We start from the raw sequence: 17,475 nt of genomic DNA, 5'->3' as shown, positions 1-17,475 counted from the left end.
GCCGATGAGCGAGCTGCGCCACTCCCGGTCGATCACCGTCGCGACGTCGCCCGAGGAGTTGTACGACCTGGTCTCCGACGTGACCCGCACCGGGGAGTGGAGCCCCGTCTGCCGGGAGTGCTGGTGGGACGAGGGTGCGTCGGGCGCGGTCGGGGACTGGTTCAGCGGGCGCAACGTGACCCCGGACCGGACCTGGGAGACGCGCTCGCAGGTGGTGGTGGCCGACCGCGGCCGGGAGTTCGCCTGGGTCGTCGGCGGCAACCTGGTGCACTGGAGCTTCACGCTCGCCCCCGTCGCCGGCGGGACGGAGCTCACCGAGTCGTGGGAGTTCCTGCCCGGTGGGCTGGCCCTCTTCGCCGAGCGCTACGGGGAGCGGGCCGACGAGCAGATCGCCCTCCGCACCCGGCAGGCGCACGAGGGCATCCCCGCCACCCTCGCGGCGATCAAGCGGATCGCCGAGTCGGGCTGAGCCGGCCGCCGGTCCGCCCGGTCGCGGTCGCGGCGGCCACGAGGAGGCCGGCCGCGACGGCGCCGGCGGCGTTGAGCACGGCGTCCAGCGGCGACACGACCCGCCCGAGCGGGAGCGCCCACTGGAGGAGCTCGATGGCGGTGGCCGTGGCCGTGGCGGCCAGGACGAGCCGGCCCGGCCGGCCCAGCGCGGGCCAGCGGAGGACCGCCAGCGCCGCCGGGACGACGAGCAGCACCAGGTTCCCCAGCAGCTGCAGCACGGTGGCGCCGGAGTCCAGACCGCCCAGGTACCAGCGCAGCTCCACGGCCGGTGAGCCCCACGCCCAGCCGGTGCCTTCCGGGGCCAGGGTCAGGGCGGCGACCGCCAGGAGGGCTGCCCCCAGGCCGAGGGGGAGAGCGGGGGACCGGGAGCTCACGCGACCCTCCTGACGACAGGGCCGGCGGAGCCGGCCAGCGCCTGCACCGCGGCCGCGCCCAGCGCGTCGATCTCGGCGGTGAGGGTGCGCAGCGGCACGGGGTGCGGCGCCCTCAGCAGCCGCACGACCCGGTCGGCCGACCAGGCGATGCGGGTCCGGGCGTCGAGCTCCGGCGGAACCGCCACCGAGCCGTCGATGCCCCACGGTTCGGCGAGCTCGTGGCAGAGCCCCGGCAGCCGGCCGAGCAGGTCCGCGCACGCGGCGGCCAGCCGCCACCACGCCCCGATCTCCAGGGCCGGATCGTCGCGGGTGCCCGCCGTGGCCCACCGGAGCAGCCGGACGACGTCGCCCCAGACGAGGTCGGAGACGACGCACTCGACGGCGCAACCGCCCGCGGGTCGCCGCGCGAGGACCACGGTGCGTGCCGCAGCGGAGTCGAAGAGCAGGTCGGTCACGTGGTCGGCCATGCCGCCACGGTCGCCCGGCCGGCTGGCACCGGGCTGGGCGGGGGCTGGACGTCGTCCGTGGGGTTCCACGGCGAGGACGGGACGGTTGCTGGCAGCAACTCCCCAGCTCACGCCCAGTTCCAGCGCATCTCCGGACCGCAACCTGATGTCGACCTGCCGTCCACCTCCCGGAAAGCCCGATGTCGCACACCTACCTGCTCGGCGCCGACCTGCTGGCCATCGGCCTGCTCACCTTCGGCGTCTACTTCCCCCGCCACCGCCGCCGCGACCTGGTCATCGCCTACCTCGGCATCAACGTCGGCGTCCTCGCCGTCTCCGCCGCCCTGGCCACCAGCGAGGTGGGCGCCGGCGTGGGCCTGGGGCTGTTCGGGGTGCTCGCGATCATCCGCTTGCGCTCGACCGAGCTGGAGCAGCACGAGGTGGCGTACTACTTCTCGGCCCTGGCGCTGGGCCTGCTCGGCGGCCTGGGCACCTCGGGCCCGGTGCTGTCCATGTCGCTGATGGCGCTGGTCGTCGCCGTCATGTACGCAGCGGGGCACCCCCGCCTCCTGCGCCGGTACCGGCAGCAGGTGATGGTCCTCGACACCGCCTTCACCGACGAGCGGGCGTTGACCGGCCACCTCGAGGCGCTGCTCTCCGCCCGGGTGCACCAGGTGACGGTGCAGCGGGTCGACCTGGTCAACGACACGACGTGGGTCGACGTCCGGTACGAGCTGGACCCGCGGCGCCGTCCGGCTGCCGGCACGGGCGCTGGCGAGCGTTTCGCGCCGGCGCCCGGCGAGCCCGGCCGGCCGCGCCCGGCCGCGGTGGTCCGGTGACCGGCCCGGCCGCCCCGGCGCTGCCGGCCCTGGGCGCGCTGCCCGCCATCGGGCTGGCGGAGATGGTGGACCGCGCGGCGCTGCAGACGCGCGTCGACCGCAAGTACGTGCTGCCCCTGGGGGCCGTGGACGACGTCGTCGCAGGGCTCGCCGAGACCGATGGCGCCCGGGTGCTGGAGATCGACGCCGTCCGCTCCTTCGGCTACGCGTCCCTGTACTACGACACCCCGGACCTCGCCGGCTACCACCTCGCGGCCCGCCGGCGGCGGCGGCGCTTCAAGGTGCGCCACCGCACCTACCTGGACTCCGGGGACCACTTCCTGGAGGTCAAGACCCGGGGCGGTCGCGGGACGACGGTCAAGAACCGGATCCCGCTGCCCGGCCCGGCCCGCGGGCTGGACGGCGGCGCAGCCTTCGTCGACGCCGTGCTGTGCGAGGCGGGCCTGGGCTGGGTGCGCAGCGAGGACCTGCGGCCCGTCCTGCGCACCACCTACCGGCGCAGCACCCTGCACCTCCCGATCGGCGACAGCCGGCTCACCATCGACACCGACCTCACCTGGGCGCTCCCGGGTGGCCGCGCCCTGACCCTCCCCGGGGTCGCCGTCGTCGAGACGAAGTCCAGCGCCGCCGCCTCGGCCGCGGACCGCCGGCTGTGGCGCTCCGGGCACCGGCCGAGCCGCATCTCCAAGTACGGCACGGGCCTCGCCGCGCTGCGCGGCGACCTCCCCGACAACACCTGGTGCCCGGTCCTGCGCCGGCACTTCCACCCCCTGGCGGCCCCCGCCACCGACGATCGGACCCTCCCGTGACCCGTCCGAAGAAGATCCGCGCCACCCTCGCCTCGGCCCTCGTGGCTGCCGTGCTCGCCGGCTGCACGGCCGAGTCGGCCGCCGGCTCCTCGGACGGCGCGACCGCGACCGTCTCAGCGGCGGAGATCGCCGCCGGCAGCGGGATCGGCGTCGCCGACGCCCTGGCCGCCAACACCGCGGCGCACGACGCGGACCCGGCGTACGAAGCGGCCGACGTCGTCGACGTGTCGCTCACCGGGGACTCCGCCGCATCGGACTCCGACGCGGTGAGCGTGGACGGCGGAACGGTGACCATCACCGCCGCCGGCACCTACCGGCTCAGCGGTTCCCTCGACGGCCAGGTCGTCGTCGACGCACCGGACGAGGACGTCGTGCGGATCGTCCTGGACGACGCCGAGGTCTCGTCGGCGGACACGTCGGCCCTGGCGTTCCTCGATGCCGGCACCGCGGTCGTCGTGCTCGCCGACGGGTCGTCGAACGCGCTCAGCGACGGCTCGGGCTACGCGGCCGACGGCGCCGAGCCGAACGCGGCGCTGTACAGCGCCGCGGACCTGACGATCACCGGCAGCGGCTCGCTCGAGGTCACCGGCAACGCCAACGACGGGATCGCGGGCAAGGACGGGCTCGTCCTCGACTCGGGGACGATCGCCGTCGACGCGGTCGACGACGGCGTCCGCGGCAAGGACTACCTCGTCGTCCGGGACGCCGATCTCACCGTCACCGCGGGCGGCGACGGGCTCAAGGCGGACAACGCCGAGGACTCCGCGGCCGGCTACGTGCACGTGGCCGGCGGGTCCGTCGACGTGACCGCCGCCGGTGACGGGGTCACCGCGGAGACCGACGTGATCATCGGCGGCGGGGACGTGGCGGTGGTGTCGGGCGGCGGCAGCGGACAGACCGTCGCCGAGGACGCCTCGGCGAAGGGCCTCGAGGGCACGGTCAGCGTCGTGGTCGGCGGCGGGACCGTCGACGTCGACGCCGCCGACGACGCCGTGCACTCCGACGGCGTCGTCAGCATCTCCGACGGCACCCTGACGCTGGCGACCGCCGACGACGGCGTGCACGCCGACGGCGACCTGACCGTCGCCGGCGGGACGGTGACCGTCACGGAGTCGTACGAGGCTTTGGAGAGCGCCGTCGTCACGATCAGCGGCGGCGACCTGGACCTGACGGCGAGCGACGACGGCATCAACGTCGGCGGCGGCAACGACGGCTCCGGGCAGCTGGGCCCGGGCGGCGGCGGGGCCGACGCGTTCGCCGCGGTGGGGGACTACCGGCTGTCCGTCACCGGCGGCAGCACCGTGGTCGACGCCGGTGGGGACGGGCTGGACTCCAACGGCACGGGCACCATGACCGGCGGCACGGTGGTCGTCAACGGCCCCACCGGTGCGGGCAACGGCTCCCTCGACCTGCAGAGCGGTCTGGAGATCAGCGGGGGAGTCCTGCTCGCGGCCGGCAGCGCGGGGATGGCGCAGGCCCCCACGACCTCCTCCGCCCAGAGCTGGGTGGCGACCACCGTCGCAGCGCCCGCGGGCACCGTGGTGCAGCTCGTCTCGGCCGACGGCGAGGTGCTGGCCACCTACACCGCGCAGAAGGACGTCGGGTCGCTCGTCTACTCCTCGGCCGAGGTCGCGAGCGGTGCCACGTACACGGTCCTGACCGGTGGCACCGCCGCCGGGAACGACCTGGGCGGGCTGGCGGCGAGCGGGACCACCGACGGGGCTGAGCAGGCGGGCACCGCGACCGCCGGGGAGTTCGCCGGCGGGATGGGCGGCGGGAGTGGCCGGCCGGGCCGAGGGACGCCGCCCGGCAGCTGACCGGACCGGCCCGCGTCGAGCAGCGGCGCCGCCCCGTGCGACCGGGGGCGGCGCCGCTGCGTCGTGCCCGGCCTGCCACCCGCCGCCGGTCGCCCGTAGCCTCCCCGCATGCCGGATCAGACCACCACGTTCGACTCCGCCTCCGACGTCCGCGTCACCGCCTACCGGTGGGACCCCGCCGGTCCCGCGCGCGGGATCGTCCAGCTCACCCACGGGATGGGCGAGCACCTGCTCCGCTACGAACCGCTGGCCGCCGCGCTGACCGGCGCCGGCTGGGTGGTGGTCGGCCAGGACCATCGCGGGCACGGCGCCACCGCGCAGGACGGCCACTGGGGCGAACTCGGCCCCGGCGGCTGGGACGAGCTGGTGCGCGACATCGGCCGGCTCACCGCGCACGTGCGCGCCGACCTGCCCGACGCCCCGCTGGTGCTTCTCGGTCACAGCATGGGCTCCTTCGCCGCCCAGCAGCACGTCCTCGACCACTCCGCCGACCTCGCCGCCCTGGTGCTCACCGGGACGACGGTCCTGGACCTGCTCGAGCCCGCCGTCGACCTCGACGGACCGACGGACCTCTCGGCGTTCAACGCGCCGTTCGCGCCGGCCCGCACCGACTACGACTGGCTCTCCCGCGACGAGGCCCAGGTCGACGCCTACGTCGCCGACCCGCGGTGCGGGTTCGGCCTCGCCACCGCGGACAGCCGGCAGATGTTCCTCTCGGGGCGGCAGCTGGCCGACCCCGACCGGCTGCGCGGCATCCGGAACGACCTGCCGGTGTACGTCGCGGTCGGCGACGCGGACCCGCTCAACGGGCAGCTGGCGCTCGTCCAGGTCCTCGTCGACCGGCTGCGCGGCGCCGGGGTGGAGGACGTGACGCTGCGGGCCTACCCGGGCGCCCGGCACGAGGTGTTCAACGAGACCAACCGCGACGAGGTCGTCGCCGACCTGCTGGCCTGGCTGGACCGGGTCGTCCCGCCGGCGGGCTGACCGCGGAACGCACCGCGGCGGCCACCTCCCGGGGGGGTGGCCGCCGCGTCGGGTGCGGGCGAACGGGTCAGGGCAGCCGGGGCGACCAGGCGAGGGACCCGCCGGCCGCGCCGAGCGCGACCAGCAGGGCCACCCCGGCGAAGGCCGAGGAGACGTCCTCGCGCTCGGTGGTCGTGCCCACCTGCTCGCCGATGTCGGCGTAGACGTCCTCGAGCTCGCTGCCGCTCTCGGCGGTGTACGCCTGCCCGCCGGTGGCGGCCGCCAGGTCCGCCAGGGCAGCGGTGTCCACCGGCACCGACACCCGCTGTCCCTGCACGCTCACGTCGGCGTCGGACGTGCCGTAGGCGATGGTCGAGACCGGGATGCCGGCCGTCGTCGCCACCTCGACGGAGTCCTCGACCGAGCGGCCCTGGGTGCTGGTGCCGTCGGAGAGCAGCACGATCGACGCCGGGACCGGCTCCGCGCCGTCCTCGGTCGCGGCCTGGCCGACGGCGGCGACCGCCGCGGCGACCGCTTCGCCGATCGCCGTCCCCTGGGACATCCGCAGCTCCTCGATGGCCGAGACGACGGCCTCGTGGTCGTCGGTCGGGGCGACCTCCACCACGGCCGTGCCGGAGAAGCTCACCAGCCCGACGTCGATGCCCTCGGGCAGCTGCTCGACGAACTCCACCGCGGCCGCCTGCGCCGCCACGAACCGGGACGGCGCGACGTCGGTGGCCTGCATGGAGGTCGAGGTGTCGATGGCGACGACGACGGTGGCCGCCTCGCGCGGCACCTCCACCGCGGCCGCCGGCTTGGCGAATGCGGTGACCATGAACGCCAGCGCGGTCACCAGCAGGGCGGCCGGCACGTGCCGCCGCCAGCGCGGGGCCCGGGGCGCGACGGAGGCCAGCAGGTCGGCGTCGGCGATGCGGAGGGCGTAGGCGGTGCGGCGCCGCTGCGCGACCAGGTAGCCGACGGCGACGGCCGCGACGGCGAGCAGCAGCAGGAGGCGCCACGGCGCCTCGAACGACAGGTCGGTCATGCGGATGCTCCCGGGTGGATGACGGGCGACGGGCGCCGGGCCGGCGAGGCGGCCCGGCGCCGGCGCAGCGAGGTGCGCCGGGCGGACAGGTGGCGGGCGAGCTCGGGCAGCCAGTCGCGGTCGGTGCGCAGCAGCACGTGGCCCGCGCCCGCGGCGAGTACGGCGGCCCGGTGCGCCCCGGTGCGGGCCGCAGTCGCCGCGCGGTACCGGTCGCGCACCGCCCGGGTGGTGCGCACCTCCAGCTGGCGGCCGGTCTCGACGTCGACGACGTGCAGGGTGCCGACGGCCGGCAGCTCGGTCTCCAGCGGGTCCTGGACGTGGCAGACGACCACGTCGCAGCGCTGGGCGAGCAGCTGCAGCGCCCGGGCCCAGCGGGGCTCGTCGCCGGCGCCGCCGGGTTCGGCGAGGTCGCTCAGCACCACCACCAGCCCGCGCCTGCGGGGCGGGCGGGCGAGCTCGGTGAGCACGTCGGCGAGGTCGGCGCCCCGGCCGTCGGCGGCCCGCGGCGTGCTGGACAGGACGTGCCGCAGCGCGAGCGCGGCGGTGCGGCCCGCCCGGGGCGGCACCCGCCGGACGCCGTCCGCGGTCAGCAGGACGGCGCCCACCCGGTCGCCGTGCGCGCTGGTCAGCTGCGCCAGGGCGCCGGCCACGGCCAGGGCGAGCGCCCGCTTCTCCGTGCGCCGCGTGCCCAGCGCCATCGACGGGGTGAGGTCGACGACCAGGGTGGTCTCCAGCTCCCGGTCGGCGGTCGTGGTGCGGACGTGGGTCTCCCCGGTGCGCGCGGTCACCGCCCAGTCGATGCGGCGGGCGTCGTCCCCGGGTGCGTGCAGGCGCGGATCGGCCGGCTCGCTGCCCGGACCGGGGGTGAGCCGGACGTGGCCGCCCTGCAGCAGCCCGTCGAGGCGGCGGGACACCTCCAGCGTCAGCCGGCGGACCTGCGCCTCCGGTGCGTCCGGCGGCGGGGGCAGCGGCCTCATGCCACGACCCGCTGCAGGTCCGGGCGGACGACTGTGTGCTGCGAAGGGGCCACCGTCGGCTGCGGCATGGTGGCCAGCACCCGGCCGACGACCTCCTCCGCGGTCACCCCGTCGGCCAGCGCCTCGTAGGAGAGCACCAGCCGGTGGGCCAGGACGTCGACGGCGAGGTCGGCGACGTCCTCGGGGACGACGTAGTCGCGCCCGCGCAGCAGGGCCAGCGCGCGCGCCGCGCGGACCAGGCCCAGGCTGCCGCGCGGCGAGGCGCCGACGCCGATGAGGCGCGCCAGCTCCGGCAGCCGCCACGCCGCCGGCTCGCGGGTCGCCATGACCAGGGCCACGGCGTACTCGGCGATGGCGTGGTGCACGAACACCGCCTCGGCGGCGTCCTGCAGCGCGACGAGTTGCTCGAGCGTCAGCGCCTGCTCGGCCCGCGGCGGGCGCACCGACATGCGGCGGACGATCTCCATCTCCTCCGACATCGTCGGGTGCGGCACGACCACCTTCATGAGGAAGCGGTCGCGCTGCGCCTCGGGCAGCGGGTAGACGCCCTCGGACTCGATCGGGTTCTGGGTGGCCAGCACCAGGAAGGGGTCGGGCAGCGGGTGGGTGACACCGCCGATGGAGACCTGCCGCTCGGCCATGACCTCCAGCAGCGCCGACTGCACCTTGGCCGGGGCGCGGTTGATCTCGTCGGCCAGCACCAGGTTGGCGAACACCGGGCCGAGCTCGACGTCGAAGCGCTCCTGGGAGGGCCGGTAGACGCGGGTGCCGACGATGTCGCTCGGCACCAGGTCGGGGGTGAACTGGAGCCGCACCGAGCTGCCGCCGACCGTCCGGGCGAGCGTCTCGACGGCCAGGCTCTTCGCGACGCCGGGCACGCCCTCGAGCAGGCAGTGCCCGCGGGCCAGCAGCGCCACGGCGATCCGCTCGACCATCCGGTCCTGGCCGACGACGACCTTCTTCACCTCCATCAGGGCGTGCTCGAGCAGCGCGGCGGACGCCGGGGGAGTGGGCAGGGAGCGGGTGTCGGACAACGGGTCCTCCTCGGATCGTGGGTGAGCGGTTCGGTTCAGGCGCCGTGCGTGGGTTCCTGGGTCTCGGTGCCGGTCTCGGTGTCGGGCGACGTGGCGCCACCCGGGAGGCCGCGGCCGCCGGCCGTCGGGCGGATGGTCGTGGCGGTGGCGGTCCCGCCGTCGACGACGGCTTCGACCAGGACGGGATCCCCCACGGCGAGGGCGGTGCCGGCGATACGGGTCCCCGAAGTCACCGCGTAGGTGCGGGTGAACCCGTCGGAGCTCTGCACGGTCACCGAACCGGTGTCCAGCGCGGTGACGGTGCCGCCCTGGACGGCGATGGTGACCGTGCTGCCGTCGGGCTGCTGGAGCTCCTGCTCCTCGTGAAGAGCCGACCACCGGGTGCTCGTCGAGCCGGTCGGGCTCTCCTCCTGCGCGGTCGCGTCCTCGTCCGGCTGCGGGTCGGCCGGGAGCCGGCCGGTGCGCCTGCCCTCCGTCGCGCCCTGGTCGTCGGCGTCGGTCGGAGCCGCCGCCGCGGTGGTCTCCGGCGCCGGGGAGCCGGCCGCCACGGCCAACCCCACCCCGGCGCCGAGCACGGCCACGGCGGCCGCGGCGGCTGCGGCCCAGCGGCGGCGCCGGCCCCTCGAACGCCGGGTGCGGTCCGGGGGTGCGGGCGCAGGCGACTCGCCTGCCGGTGCGGTGCCGGTGGAGCGCGGGGTGAGCGCGCCGTCCCGGTCGAAGACCCATTCCTGCACGGGAGTGCTCCTCGTCCGACGGGCCGCGGCCACCCCCTCGCGGGGCACCGCGGCGCCGTCCTCGGAGCACCACCGTGGGTGCGCGAACTGGAACTCCGCTGATCACCGGGTGCGCGACGGCTGTGAGTTCGCGCGGCCCGGTGGCCCAACCACCAGGAGACGTCCAGCCGGTTCCCAGCGAGGCCACACGCCGGCGGCAGTTTCCGGGCGCACAGTCGACCCGGGCATACGGAGGAGACGGCATGGTGAGGGCACCGATCAGGGGGGCGTTCGGGACGGACCCGGTGACCGGGTACGGCCTGGTCGTCCTCGCCGGGCTGCCCGGGAGCGGTAAGACCACGCTGCTGCGACGCCTGCTCGCGCACGGCGGTGGCGGGCCGCTCACCGCCCTGGACTCCGAGGACGTCGCCGCCCGGGTCCGCGGAACGGGCATCGGCGTGCCCTACCGGGTGCTCCGCCCGTGGGTGCACCTGGTGCACCGGTGGCGGGTCCTGCGGCACGTCGCCGGCGGGTCGTCCGTCGTCGTCCTCACCGATCCCTGGACCAGCCCGGTGTGGCGGGCGGCGGTGCTGCGGGCGGCCCGCTGCGCCGGCCGGTCGGTGCGGCTGGTGCTGCTGGACGTGCCCACGGAGCTCGCCCAGGAGGGGCAGCGCACCCGCGGCCGGACGCTTCCCGACGCGCGGATGCGGCGTCACGAGCACCGCTGGCGCGGCTACCTCGCACGGTTGGCGGACGCCCCCGCCGAGGCCGGTACCGCGATCGTCGTCGACCGGCCGGCGGCGGCGGAGCTGACGTGCGACGCCGTGCTGGGGGAGCGGGCGCGGCCGGCGCGGTCCCGGTGTTGACTGGAGGGCGGGGCCGGCCGGCCCCGCCCCGAGCCCCAGGAGGACGGCCCATGCACGTCGGCGTCGACAGCTTCGTCGCGGCGGTCACCGATCCGCGCACCGAACGGCTGATCGGCCCGGAGGAGCGGATGGCCCACCTGCTGGAGGAGATCGAGCTCGCCGACCGGGTGGGGCTGTACTCGTTCGGCATCGGGGAGCACCACCGCAGCGAGTACTACGACTCCGCGCCGCCGGTGATCCTCGGCGCCGCGGCGGCGCGGACCTCGCGCATCCGCCTCGGCAGCGCGGTCGCGGTGCTCAGCGCCGCCGACCCGGTCCGGGTCTTCCAGCAGTTCGCCACCCTCGACCTGATCTCCCGGGGCCGGATCGACCTCGTGGTGGGCCGCGGGTCGTTCACCGAGGCGTTCCCGCTGTTCGGGCTGAGCCTCGCCGACTACGACGAGCTGTTCGCCGAGAAGCTGGACCTGCTGCTCCGCATCCGGGCGTCCGAGCACGTCACCTGGTCGGGGAAGCACCGGCCGGCCCTGACCGGTCAGGGGGTGTACCCGCGCCCGCTGCAGGACCCGCTGCCGATCTGGGTCGGCGTCGGGGGCACCCCCGAGTCCTTCGCCCGGGCGGGGCTGCTCGGGCTGCCGCTGATGGTGGCCGTCATCGGTGGCGAGCCGCGGCAGTTCGCCCCGCTGGTGGACCTGTACCGGCGGGCCGGTGAGCACGCCGGGCACCCGCCCGAGGCGCTGCAGGTCGGACTGCACGTGTTCGGGTTCGTCGCGGAGAGCACCCAGGCGGCCGCGGACACGATCTATCCCGGCTGGCACGAGATGTTCGCGAAGATCTCCCGGGAGCGGGGCTTCGCGCCCCCGACCCGGGCGCAGTTCGACGCGACCAGCGGGCCCGACGGTGCCTTCTTCATGGGCGACCCGGAGACCGTGGCCGCCAAGCTGCGGCGGGTCTCCGAGCAGCTGGGGGGCGTGGACCGGGTGGCGCTGCAGATGACGAACCCGCGGCTGGCGCACGAGGACCTGCTGCGCGGCATCGAGCTGCTGGGGACCGAGGTCGCCCCCCGGGTGGCCGGGGCCTGACGGCGGCCCGTCGCCAGCCCCCCGAGGGGGCCGGCGACGGGCCGCGGGCTCAGGCCAGGCCCTCGTTGTGCGGCTCGATGCTCGCCGAGGGGTCGACGCCCTCGTCGGCCGCGGGGTGCACGGGGCCCTCGCCGGGCTCGGAACCGGAGCCGGCGGCGGTGTTGCGGGACGAGCGTTCCGGGTCGGTGACATCGGTGGTCGTCGGCGCCTGGCCGATGCGCTTGGCGGCGTCGCCGGTGCCGGTCTGCTCCAGGTCTCCCTCGGTCACGTCTGCTCCTCTCGTTCGGGGTCGTCCGTGCCTGCCCGGCGTACCCGAGGGGGACCGGGGAACACCTGCGTGCGGGGACCGGTCAGGTCATCCGAACGGATCGGCGCGGGCGCGCCGGGCGGTGCCGGGAGCGGATCCGTACGAGGATGGACCGGTGGTGAGAAGCAGAAGGGTCGGCCCCGAGGACGCCCGCTCCTGGTTGCTGGTGAACGGCGCCCGCACGGAGCTGTTCGACGGAGCGCACGCGTCGCGAGCCGATCAGGTGGTGCTGGACATCGAGGACGCCGTCGATCCGGCGCACAAGGGCGAGGCCCGCGACGGGGTGATCGCCTGGCTGTCCCAGGAGGGCAACAGCGCCTGGGTGCGGATCAACGACCACTCCACCCCGTTCTGGGCCGACGACGTCGCCGCGCTCGCCGGGGTGCCGGGGCTGCTGGGCGTGATGCTGGCCAAGGCCGAGGCCGCCGAGCACGTGACCGAGACCTTCGACCGCCTCGGCGGCGCGACGCCGGTCCTGGCCCTGGTCGAGTCCGCGCTCGGCATCGAGGAGGCCGTGAACATCGCCCGCGCCCGCGGTGCGTTCCGGCTGGCCTTCGGCAGCGGGGACTACCGCCGCGACACCGGCACGAGCGCCGACGACCTGGCCATGGCCTACCCCCGCTCGCGCCTGGTGGTGGCCAGCCGCATCGGCGGGCTCCCCGGCCCGATCGACGGCCCCACGGTCAGCAGCAGCCTCCCGGTGCTCCGGGAGCAGTCCGCGGTCACCGTCTCCCTGGGGCTGACCGGGAAGCTGTGCCTGGACATGGAGCAGCTGCCGGTCATCAACGAGGTCATCAGCCCCGCCCCCTCCGACGTCGCGTGGGCGCGGGACTTCCTCGCCGACTTCGACGCCCGAGGTCAGGTGATCCGCGACGGGAGCGACCTGCCCCGGCTCGCCCGCGCGCGCAAGATCGAGCGGCTGGCCGGGGTCTTCGGCGTCGAACCGGTCTGACCGTCGCGCGGCGGGACGGGACCTAGGACGCGACGACGCGGTCCCGACCCCGCCGCTTGGCGGTGTACAGGGCGGCATCGGCCCGGCCGAGCGCGTCCGCCGCGGTGGCGCCGCCGCCGGCCGTGCCGATGCTGACGGTCACCGGCAGGCCACCGGTCAGCTCTCCCCACGGGTGCTCCGCGATGGCCCGGCGGAGGTCCTCGAGGTGCCGCGTCGCGGTGGCGGGGTCCGTGCCGGTCAGCACGAGCAGGAACTCCTCCCCGCCGAGCCGGGCGACGAACGCGCCGCCAGGGCCGGAGTCCGGACGGCCGTGTGCCTGGAGGAGTTCCGCCACGGTGCGCAGCACCCGGTCGCCCACCTCGTGCGAACACGTGTCGTTGATCTGCTTGAAGTGGTCGAGGTCCAGCAGCGCCACCGTCACCTCGCCGGGGTGCGCGGCCAGCACGCGCGGCAGCTCGTCGTCCACGTAGCGGCGGTTGTAGAGGCCGGTGAGCGGGTCGCGCAGTGACAGTTCGCGGTACCGCCGGCTCTGCCGGCGGGCCTCGGTGGTCTCGTACATGGCCTGCAACGCCCGGGCCCGGGCGTCGCGCTCGGCCGACTGGAGCTCGACGAGCTCGTCGGAGTACTGCCGGTGCTCCTCGTACGCGGCCCGGAAGTCCCCGGCGGCGGCGTGCAGTTCGGCCTTCTCCCGGCGGGCGCGCACGCGGATGGACGTCAGCCCGTACCGCTCGCAGCGGCGCAGGCATTCGTCGAGGCTGTCCCGGGCCCGGTCGAGGTGCCCCCGGCGGCGGCGGACCTCGGCGAGGGTCAGCAGGAAGTCCGCGCCTGCGTCACCGTCCAGCGAGGCGTCGAGGACGTCCGGGTGCAGACCGGGCAGCAGTGCGGCCTCGGCGTCCTCCAGCCGGTCCAGCTCCAGCAGCGCGCGGCCGACGGTGTCCAGCCGACCGACTCGGAGGGGGACGCCGTGCCGCGCCGCGAGGTCCTGCAGCTTCGTGCTCCAGACCAGGGCCTCCTCGAAGTGACCGGAGAGGATCTCGCAGTAGGAGCGGTTGTTGAGCACCAGCACCTGCCGGTCGACGTCGCCGATCTCGTCGGCGAGCTGGAGCACGTGGTCGTAGCGCTCCCGCGCGGCGAGGTCGCCGTTGAGCCCCAGGCAGTCGGCCAGCCGGGCGTGGTGGTCGATCCGCTGCTGGGGCCGGACGTCCTCGTCGAGCAGCTCGACGGCGCGAACGGCGTTCTCCAGCGCCAGGGAGAGATCGCCCAGCTCCTGGAACACCGCGGCAAGCACGAAGTGGCTGCGCGCCAGGAGGCAGCGGAAGCCGCGGTCGGCAGCCCAGCGCTGGATTTCCCGGGCCAGCCGGCCTGCCTCGGCGATGTTGCCGCGGCGCCGCACCAGGTCGGCCTGGACCAGCCGGGCGCGCTGTTCCAGCTCGGCCGTCCCGACCTCGCGAGCGTCGGCGAGAGCCTGCTCGGCCCGCTCCTCCAAGCCGTCGTCGTCGAATCGGGAGCGGTCCTCCAGCTCGGCGATCCGCTCCCACAGCCCAACGGCCCCGGCATCGACGGCAGCCGGTGCGGGGACGACGGAGCCGCCTTCCCCACCGGATCTCTCCGCCACGCTGGTCACCGGACCTCCATCGGCCCGTCGCCGCGACGGCTCCAACCCCAGGGCGCGGACATACCCCGTTGGGAGGAGCTCAGCTCTCGGCGAGCCAGATCGCCGTGTGCGGGGGCAGCGCCACGGTGCCCGGTGACCGCCGCACGCTGGTGTTCGACGCCAGCAGCACGGTGCCGCGCGTGCGCACGAGCGTCGTCCCGGTGCCCATGTTGACCACGCACCGGACGACGCTGCCGTCGGCGGCCGTGCACCGGACGGTGAGGACGTCGCCCCGGGTGCTGACCGTGGCCTCGCCCGAGCCGAGGGCCGGGTGGGCCTCGCGCAGCGCCAGGGCGCGGCGGTAGAGGGTCAGCATCGACCCGCCGTCCCGCGCCTGGCGGGACACCGCGTACCGGCTCCACTCGTCGGGGATCGGCAGCCAGGGCTCGGCCGCCGTCCCGGCGGAGAAGCCCACGCCGGGCGAGGGGTTCCACGGCATGGGCACGCGGCAGCCGTCCCGTCCGCTGCGGGCGCCGCCGCTGCGGAAGAAGATCGGGTCGCGCTTGGCCTCGTCGGGGACGTCGGCCTGCGGCAGGCCCAGCTCGTCGCCGGCGTAGACGTAGGCGGAGCCGGGCAAGGCCAGCATGAGCAGCGCGGCGGCGCGGGCACGGGCGGTGCCCACGGCACCACCACCGAACCGGGTGACCTGCCGGTCCTTGTCGTGGTTGCCGAGCACCCAGGAAACGGGTGCGCCCACCTGCCCGAACGCGTCCAGCGCGCTCCGCACGCCGTCGGCGAAGGCCTCCGTCGACCACGGGGACTTCAGCAGGCGGAAGCTGAAGGACTGGTGCATCTCGTCGGGCCGCGAGTAGAGGGCCACCTCGTGCGGATCGGCCAGGCAGACCTCGCCGACGAGCATCGTCTCCGGGTACTCGTCGCAGATCGACCGCCAGCGGCGCCAGACGTCGTGCACCTCGGGCTGGTTCCAGGTCATCGCCTGCTCGGGGCCGTGCCCGAACAGGGTGGGGGAGTAGGCGCCCGGGTTGTCCCGCAGGCCGGCGTCCTTGAACAGGCCGTAGGCGACGTCGACGCGGAATCCGCTGACGCCGCGGTCGAGCCAGAAGCGCAGCGTCCGCTCGAAGTCGGCGGCGACGGCGGGGTCGCGCCAGTTGAGGTCGGGCTGCTCGGGGGCGAACAGGTGCAGGTACCAGCGGCCGTCCGGGGTGCGCGACCACGCCGGGCCGCCGAAGAGCGAGCGCCAGTTGTTCGGCGGCTCCTCCGACGCGGGCGCGAAGTGGTACCGCGACGCCTCGGGGCAGTCCGGGTCGGCCAGCGCGGCCTGGAACCAGGGATGCCGGTCGGAGGTGTGGTTGGGGACGACGTCGAGCACGACCCGCAGGCCGAGCGCGCGGGCCTCGGCGACGAGCGCCTCCAGGTCCGCGACGTCGCCGTACTCGGGGTCGACGGCGCGGTAGTCGACGATGTCGTAGCCGCCGTCGGCACCACCGGAGGGGTAGTGCGGGTTGATCCAGACCGCGTCGACCCCCAGCCACGCCAGGTACGGCAGCCGGGAGCGGAGGCCGGCCAGGTCGCCGATGCCGTCGCCGTTGCCGTCGGCGAACGAGCGCAGGTAGACCTGGTAGACCACCGCCGACCGCCACCACGGGGACGTCGACGTCTGGGCCGCGACCTGCTGCCGGGTCGCGGTCCGCACCGTTGCGAGCCGCACTGCCATGCGACCTCCATCGGCACCTCCCCGCAGTTCCTTGCGCACGGGGGAGGTCGGAGTGACCCGTGTGCCGTTCCGTGACCTCGCCGTGAGGTGACGCCCGGGGTGAGCGCGGGCTGCCCGCGCTCCCCGGGCGGGTCAGGATGGCCGCATGGCTGAAGACGCACGGACCTACGACCTCGTCGTCTACGGGGCCACCGGCTTCGTCGGGCGGCTGCTCGCGGCCTACCTGGCCGAGCACGCCCCGGAGGGAACCCGCATCGCGCTGGCCGGGCGCTCCCGGCGGCGGCTCGAGGAGGTCCGCGACGCCCTGCCGGCCGCCGGCCGCGACTGGGCGCTGGTCGAGGCCGACTCGACCGATCCCACGTCGCTGACCGCGCTCGCCGGCAGCACCCGCGTGCTGGTCACCACGGTCGGCCCCTACGCCCGCTACGGGCTGCCGGTGGTGGAGGCCTGCGCCCGGGCCGGCACGCACTACGCCGACCTGACCGGGGAGATCCTGTTCGTCCGTGACGCCATCGAGCGCTGCGACGCCGTCGCCAGGGAGACCGGCGCCCGCCTCGTCCACGCCTGCGGCTACGACTCCGTCCCCTCCGACCTCAGCGCCCTCCTGCTGGGCCGGCGGGCCGCGGCCGACGGTGCGGGAGGGCTGCGCGACGTCCAGCTGGTGGCCACGGCCCGGGGCGGGCTCAGCGGCGGCACGATCGACTCGATGCGCGCCCAGGTGGAGGCGATGCAGGAGAACCCGTCGCTGCGTCGCGTCGTCGGCGACCCGTTCGGCCTGAGCCCCGACCGGGCTGCCGAGCCCGACACCCCGCAGCCCCTCGACGGTGCGCTGCCACGCCGTACCGACGACGGGCGCTGGACGGCCGCCTTCGTCATGGCGCCGTTCAACACCCGCATCGTGCGGCGGAGCAACGCGCTGCAGGGCTGGGCGTACGGGCGCGACATGCGCTACGGCGAGGTCATGGGGGTGGGGCGCGGGCCGCTCGGCGCCGTCGCCGCGGCCGGTGTCTCCGCCGGGCTGGTCGCCACCGTGTCCGCCATGAGCCTGGCGCCCACCCGTGCGGTGCTGGACCGGGTGCTCCCCGCGCCGGGCACCGGCCCGAGCGAGGCCGTGCGGCGGAAGGGCTGGTTCCGGATGGTGGTCGACGCCACGACCGAGAGCGGCCGCCGCTACCGCGCCACCGCCGCGGGCAGCGGCGACCCGGGGTACGCCGCCACCGCCGTCATGCTGGGGGAGGCCGCGCTGGCGCTCGCCCTCGACGGGGAGCGGCTGCCCGACCGGGCCGGTTCGCTGACGCCGGCGACGGCGCTGGGGGAGGTCCTCGTGGAGCGGCTGCGCGCGGCGGGGCACACCTACGAGGTGACCGAGGTCTGACCGGGCTGCCGCCGCCGGCGCGACCGCGGGCCGGCATCGC

General features: G+C 75.8%; 18 protein-coding genes. 9 read left to right on the top strand and 9 right to left on the bottom strand.

Going from position 1 to position 17,475, the window contains the following annotated elements; genetic code table 11:
- Positions 1 to 4 precede the first annotated feature (4 nt).
- On the top strand, positions 5 to 469 hold the full coding sequence (locus tag ACI79Q_RS01415; protein WP_456600384.1) for an SRPBCC family protein: 465 nt from the start codon (positions 5 to 7) through the stop codon (positions 467 to 469).
- Here ACI79Q_RS01415 and ACI79Q_RS01410 read toward each other — a convergent pair.
- Positions 444 to 884, bottom strand: coding sequence for a VanZ family protein (locus tag ACI79Q_RS01410; RefSeq protein ID WP_456613995.1), 441 nt, complete (start codon positions 882 to 884; stop codon positions 444 to 446). The genes ACI79Q_RS01415 and ACI79Q_RS01410 overlap by 26 nt on opposite strands.
- Positions 881 to 1,351, bottom strand: a complete 471-nt coding sequence (locus ACI79Q_RS01405) for a hypothetical protein (RefSeq protein WP_456613994.1) — start codon at positions 1,349 to 1,351, stop codon at positions 881 to 883. Before ACI79Q_RS01405 ends, ACI79Q_RS01410 begins: the two co-directional genes overlap by 4 nt.
- 179 nt (positions 1,352 to 1,530) lie before the next feature.
- Between ACI79Q_RS01405 and ACI79Q_RS01400 the strand changes: the two genes are divergently transcribed.
- The 4 genes from ACI79Q_RS01400 to ACI79Q_RS01385 all read left to right on the top strand — a co-directional run bounded on the left by ACI79Q_RS01400 (position 1,531) and on the right by ACI79Q_RS01385 (position 5,779).
- The gene (locus ACI79Q_RS01400) at positions 1,531 to 2,169 is read left to right on the top strand and encodes a DUF4956 domain-containing protein (protein ID WP_456589668.1); all 639 of its coding nucleotides are present in this window, start codon (positions 1,531 to 1,533) and stop codon (positions 2,167 to 2,169) included.
- Positions 2,166 to 2,978, top strand: coding sequence for a polyphosphate polymerase domain-containing protein (locus tag ACI79Q_RS01395; protein WP_456589667.1), 813 nt, complete (start codon positions 2,166 to 2,168; stop codon positions 2,976 to 2,978). Before ACI79Q_RS01400 ends, ACI79Q_RS01395 begins: the two co-directional genes overlap by 4 nt.
- Complete coding sequence (locus tag ACI79Q_RS01390) at positions 2,975 to 4,795, top strand: carbohydrate-binding domain-containing protein (protein ID WP_456613993.1); 1,821 nt, start codon at positions 2,975 to 2,977, stop codon at positions 4,793 to 4,795. The genes ACI79Q_RS01395 and ACI79Q_RS01390 overlap by 4 nt, the downstream gene beginning before the upstream one ends.
- 108 nt (positions 4,796 to 4,903) lie before the next feature.
- Positions 4,904 to 5,779 carry an alpha/beta fold hydrolase gene (locus ACI79Q_RS01385; protein WP_456589665.1) on the top strand — a complete coding sequence of 292 codons (876 nt, stop codon included), beginning with the start codon at positions 4,904 to 4,906 and terminating at the stop codon, positions 5,777 to 5,779.
- Between the two features lie 67 nt (positions 5,780 to 5,846).
- Here ACI79Q_RS01385 and ACI79Q_RS01380 read toward each other — a convergent pair whose 3' ends face one another.
- From ACI79Q_RS01380 to ACI79Q_RS01365, 4 genes are read right to left on the bottom strand one after another with little or no spacing between them, the layout of a single operon-like run.
- Positions 5,847 to 6,803, bottom strand: coding sequence for a VWA domain-containing protein (locus ACI79Q_RS01380; RefSeq protein WP_456613992.1), 957 nt, complete (start codon positions 6,801 to 6,803; stop codon positions 5,847 to 5,849).
- A complete protein-coding gene (locus ACI79Q_RS01375; RefSeq protein WP_456613991.1) occupies positions 6,800 to 7,780 on the bottom strand; it encodes a DUF58 domain-containing protein in 981 nt (326 codons plus the stop codon). The genes ACI79Q_RS01380 and ACI79Q_RS01375 overlap by 4 nt, the downstream gene beginning before the upstream one ends.
- A complete protein-coding gene (locus tag ACI79Q_RS01370; protein WP_456613990.1) occupies positions 7,777 to 8,814 on the bottom strand; it encodes an AAA family ATPase in 1,038 nt (345 codons plus the stop codon). The genes ACI79Q_RS01375 and ACI79Q_RS01370 overlap by 4 nt, the downstream gene beginning before the upstream one ends.
- Positions 8,815 to 8,849: 35 nt before the next feature.
- Positions 8,850 to 9,548 (bottom strand): hypothetical protein, encoded by a 699-nt coding sequence (locus tag ACI79Q_RS01365; protein WP_456613989.1) that lies wholly within the window; start codon positions 9,546 to 9,548, stop codon positions 8,850 to 8,852.
- 242 nt (positions 9,549 to 9,790) lie between these two features.
- Here ACI79Q_RS01365 and ACI79Q_RS01360 point away from each other — a divergent pair, with 242 nt between their 5' ends.
- Together ACI79Q_RS01360 and ACI79Q_RS01355 are read left to right on the top strand one after the other, a co-directional pair.
- Positions 9,791 to 10,393, top strand: coding sequence for an AAA family ATPase (locus ACI79Q_RS01360; protein ID WP_456589660.1), 603 nt, complete (start codon positions 9,791 to 9,793; stop codon positions 10,391 to 10,393).
- Between the two features lie 50 nt (positions 10,394 to 10,443).
- Positions 10,444 to 11,472 carry an LLM class flavin-dependent oxidoreductase gene (locus ACI79Q_RS01355; protein WP_456588304.1) on the top strand — a complete coding sequence of 343 codons (1,029 nt, stop codon included), beginning with the start codon at positions 10,444 to 10,446 and terminating at the stop codon, positions 11,470 to 11,472.
- A 49-nt stretch (positions 11,473 to 11,521) separates the two neighbouring features.
- On the opposite strand, the gene ACI79Q_RS01350 is transcribed toward ACI79Q_RS01355, so the two are convergent.
- A complete protein-coding gene (locus ACI79Q_RS01350) occupies positions 11,522 to 11,740 on the bottom strand; it encodes a hypothetical protein (protein ID WP_456613988.1) in 219 nt (72 codons plus the stop codon).
- 157 nt (positions 11,741 to 11,897) lie between these two features.
- Between ACI79Q_RS01350 and ACI79Q_RS01345 the strand changes: the two genes are divergently transcribed.
- Positions 11,898 to 12,731, top strand: coding sequence for an HpcH/HpaI aldolase/citrate lyase family protein (locus tag ACI79Q_RS01345; RefSeq protein WP_456613987.1), 834 nt, complete (start codon positions 11,898 to 11,900; stop codon positions 12,729 to 12,731).
- Positions 12,732 to 12,753: 22 nt separating this feature from the next.
- On the opposite strand, the gene ACI79Q_RS01340 is transcribed toward ACI79Q_RS01345, so the two are convergent.
- Together ACI79Q_RS01340 and ACI79Q_RS01335 are read right to left on the bottom strand one after the other, a co-directional pair.
- Positions 12,754 to 14,355 (bottom strand): diguanylate cyclase, encoded by a 1,602-nt coding sequence (locus ACI79Q_RS01340; protein WP_456600175.1) that lies wholly within the window; start codon positions 14,353 to 14,355, stop codon positions 12,754 to 12,756.
- A 70-nt stretch (positions 14,356 to 14,425) separates the two neighbouring features.
- Positions 14,426 to 16,060 (bottom strand): glycoside hydrolase family 13 protein, encoded by a 1,635-nt coding sequence (locus tag ACI79Q_RS01335; protein WP_456595481.1) that lies wholly within the window; start codon positions 16,058 to 16,060, stop codon positions 14,426 to 14,428.
- A gap of 145 nt (positions 16,061 to 16,205) precedes the next feature.
- On the opposite strand from ACI79Q_RS01335, the gene ACI79Q_RS01330 reads away from it, so the two are divergent.
- Entirely contained in the window at positions 16,206 to 17,435 is a 1,230-nt protein-coding gene (locus ACI79Q_RS01330; protein WP_456613986.1) for a saccharopine dehydrogenase family protein, read from the top strand.
- Positions 17,436 to 17,475: the final 40 nt, after the last annotated feature.

The sequence above is a fragment of the Blastococcus sp. SYSU DS0828 genome, from assembly GCF_054050975.1.
Note: the sequence above shows the minus strand (reverse complement) of the source record. Positions and strands in the feature narration are given on the sequence as shown.

Coding starts and splice junctions, on each gene's coding strand:
- ACI79Q_RS01415 (WP_456600384.1), top strand. CDS start 5: ATGAGCGAGCTGCGCCACTCCCGGTCGATCACCGTCGCGACGTCGCCC.
- ACI79Q_RS01405 (WP_456613994.1), bottom strand. CDS start 1,351: ATGGCCGACCACGTGACCGACCTGCTCTTCGACTCCGCTGCGGCACGC.
- ACI79Q_RS01400 (WP_456589668.1), top strand. CDS start 1,531: ATGTCGCACACCTACCTGCTCGGCGCCGACCTGCTGGCCATCGGCCTG.
- ACI79Q_RS01385 (WP_456589665.1), top strand. CDS start 4,904: ATGCCGGATCAGACCACCACGTTCGACTCCGCCTCCGACGTCCGCGTC.
- ACI79Q_RS01380 (WP_456613992.1), bottom strand. CDS start 6,803: ATGACCGACCTGTCGTTCGAGGCGCCGTGGCGCCTCCTGCTGCTGCTC.
- ACI79Q_RS01375 (WP_456613991.1), bottom strand. CDS start 7,780: ATGAGGCCGCTGCCCCCGCCGCCGGACGCACCGGAGGCGCAGGTCCGC.
- ACI79Q_RS01360 (WP_456589660.1), top strand. CDS start 9,791: ATGGTGAGGGCACCGATCAGGGGGGCGTTCGGGACGGACCCGGTGACC.
- ACI79Q_RS01355 (WP_456588304.1), top strand. CDS start 10,444: ATGCACGTCGGCGTCGACAGCTTCGTCGCGGCGGTCACCGATCCGCGC.
- ACI79Q_RS01335 (WP_456595481.1), bottom strand. CDS start 16,060: ATGGCAGTGCGGCTCGCAACGGTGCGGACCGCGACCCGGCAGCAGGTC.
- ACI79Q_RS01330 (WP_456613986.1), top strand. CDS start 16,206: ATGGCTGAAGACGCACGGACCTACGACCTCGTCGTCTACGGGGCCACC.